This window comes from Sulfitobacter sp. HI0040 (assembly GCF_001634885.1).
In the GTDB taxonomy this organism is placed as follows: Bacteria; Pseudomonadota; Alphaproteobacteria; order Rhodobacterales; family Rhodobacteraceae; genus Sulfitobacter.
In genome coordinates this window covers 1-2,439 of record NZ_LWEX01000183.1, presented here as the reverse complement: position 1 = coordinate 2,439, position 2,439 = coordinate 1, and the positions used below count along the sequence as shown (strand labels likewise).

Sequence of the window (2,439 nt, the reverse complement as noted above, 5' to 3'; positions counted from 1 at the left end):
CTGGACGCGCTGGCGGCTGTCATCGCCCGTGCCATTCCCGAAGACGGCATCGTCGTGGACGAATCCGTGACCAGCGGGCGCGGGTTCTCTCCCGCTACGAAGGGGGCGGCACGGCATACATGGCTGAATAACTGCGGTGGCTCCATCGGGTACGGAATGCCACTGGCCATCGGCTGCGCCATTGCCTGCCCGGAACGCAAGGTTCTGGGTCTGATCGGCGACGGCTCGGCGATGTATACCGTGCAGGCGCTTTGGACCATGGCGCGGGAGGCGCTGGACATCACGGTGCTGATCTTTGCCAACCAGAGCTACCGGATCCTGCACGGAGAGCTGACCAACGTGGGCGTCCAGAACCCCGGCCCGCGCGCCATCGACATGCTGACGCTGAACCGCCCCACGCTCGACTGGGTGCAGATGTCGCGGTCCATGGGTGTGGAGGCACAGCGCGTCACCACCTGCGAAGAACTGGAGGCCGCGATGGACGCAGGCCTTACCGGCTCTGGCCCTTCGCTGATCGAGGTGGCGCTTTAGACCTGAGGAAGGGCGGAACCCGAACGCAGGTGCGCAGGATAGCTCTGACAATGTCCACCCTTCCCGAACAGCTATGGTACCAGAACAGGCCGCTCCTCCCGAAAGCTCAGCGGCTTTTCTGTAATAAGGTCCAGCTCAATCCAGAACGTCGTTCCCACGCCTTCGACGGAACTGAACCCGATCTCACCCCCCAGCAAGTCAATCAGTTGTTTTGAAATGCTCAGACCCAGACCGCTGCTTTTGATGGAACCTGTTGTGCCCGGGTTGACCTGATGAAAAGGCAAAAAGATCGCGTGCTGTCGTTCCGCCGGTATTCCCATCCCGTGGTCCGTGACCTCGATACGCGCCTTTTCGTCTATCTTCCTCAAACTCACCGTCGCCACATCCCCCGAGGTCGTGAACTTCGCCGCGTTCGAAATAAGATTGGCCAGAACTTGTGTAACGCGCGCGCTGTCAGTCAGAGCTTCGAGCTTTCCCGCCGGAACGTCGACGTCGAAAGTGACCCCGAGTTTCTCGGTATAGGCCCGGCAGTTTTCGACTGCCGAAACGACCACTTTCGTGAGGTCCACGGGTTTACGCGTCACCGATACCTTGCCCTCGCTCAGGGCTTGGGCATCCAGAATATCGTTGACGAGAACCAGCAGCCTGTCGCCATTCCGGGTCGCCGTATCGAGCAGTTTGAGCGCGGTTTTGTCCTCGATCGTGCCAAGCCGATGCTTCAGCAATGCCAAACCACCGAGGATGGAGGTGAGGGGCGTACGCAACTCATGACTGACGACACTCATGAAATTCATCTTCATCCGGGCCGCCGATGATGCTTCTTCCGCAAGTACGCGCATTTCGTCTTCCGCGTCGCGGGCGGCCCTGATTTCAAGCAGAAGAAAGAAGATAAAGATGGCGAGCAGGCTCAAAATCGTCGCACTGATATAGCTGATCATACGAGAAAGGGAGAGGAGGTCGGTTCTGAAATTCGACATCTCCCTCGATTTTTCGTGGGACATCGCCAAAAGAAACTCTCTCAGCGACAGGTCGAAACCTTCAAGGGCGCGCAGGATCTCCTCTGCCCTGTCCCGGCGCGCCTCGATTGTCAGATCGTTCGTGCGAAGGCTCTGAATGGCAGGTTCCAACCTTTGGAAAGTGGTCTCCAACTCGGTCACAACCGCGTCGCTGATCCCGAAACTCTCGAGAACGCGCGGCATATGGCCTTCCTGCAGGACGTTGATCTGACTCCAGGCGATATCGAAGCGCAACATCAAGTCATCAGCTGACGTATAGCCAAGGGAAAACTCCGCGATGTCTTTCTCAAGGCGCAGGAACTCAAAGTGCAGTTGCGACGCGATCCAGAGAGGATTGCTCTGTTCGGCGGTCTGGATCTGCTGGACCCTGTTTTCCAGCTTGGAAGTCGCAATAACTCCGAAAAGGGCTGCACCCATGAATAAGATCATGCCCCATAGCGTGGTGTAACTCGCGGCTGGCCGGGCGCTTTCGACGGCCGAGCTGATCAGTCCGTCTGCGTTGCAGGCAGGCTGATGATGGGATCATCGCAGACCGGTGCCAAGGTTTCCAGCGTCATGTATCGCGCACGCTGCACAGTCCATTCTTCGGTCTGCTCCATGAGGATGGCGCCGACGAGGCGTCGTATGGCAGCCTCATTTGGAAAGATCCCGACGACGTCTGTCCTGCGCTTGATCTCGCCGTTCAAACGTTCAATCGGATTCGTCGAATGCAACTTCGTCCGATGCTGTTGGGGAAAGGTCATGTAGGCGAGCACGTCTTCCTCGGCATCATCCATCAGCCCAGAGAGCCTGGGCAGCTGGGACCGCATCTGGTCGGCGACGTTGCGCCATTGGACTTTCGCCGCCGCATGGTCTGGCTGTGCAAAAGCGGTTGCGATAAAGGCGGAGACGA

General features: G+C 58.5%; 3 protein-coding genes. 1 reads left to right on the top strand and 2 read right to left on the bottom strand.

Annotation, left to right across the window (positions count from 1 at the left end; genetic code table 11):
• Window positions 1–531 (top strand): thiamine pyrophosphate-dependent enzyme (locus A3728_RS11630; RefSeq protein ID WP_236630477.1); only part of this gene is annotated, 531 nt, incomplete at its 5' end.
• A gap of 71 nt (window positions 532–602) precedes the next feature.
• Here the strand turns inward: A3728_RS11630 and A3728_RS11625 are convergent.
• Window positions 603–1,964, bottom strand: a complete 1,362-nt coding sequence (locus tag A3728_RS11625; protein ID WP_067923743.1) for a sensor histidine kinase — start codon at window positions 1,962–1,964, stop codon at window positions 603–605.
• A 68-nt stretch (window positions 1,965–2,032) separates the two neighbouring features.
• Window positions 2,033–2,439, bottom strand: a 407-nt coding sequence (locus A3728_RS11620) for a transposase (protein WP_201722313.1), incomplete at its 5' end; no start/stop codon positions are given.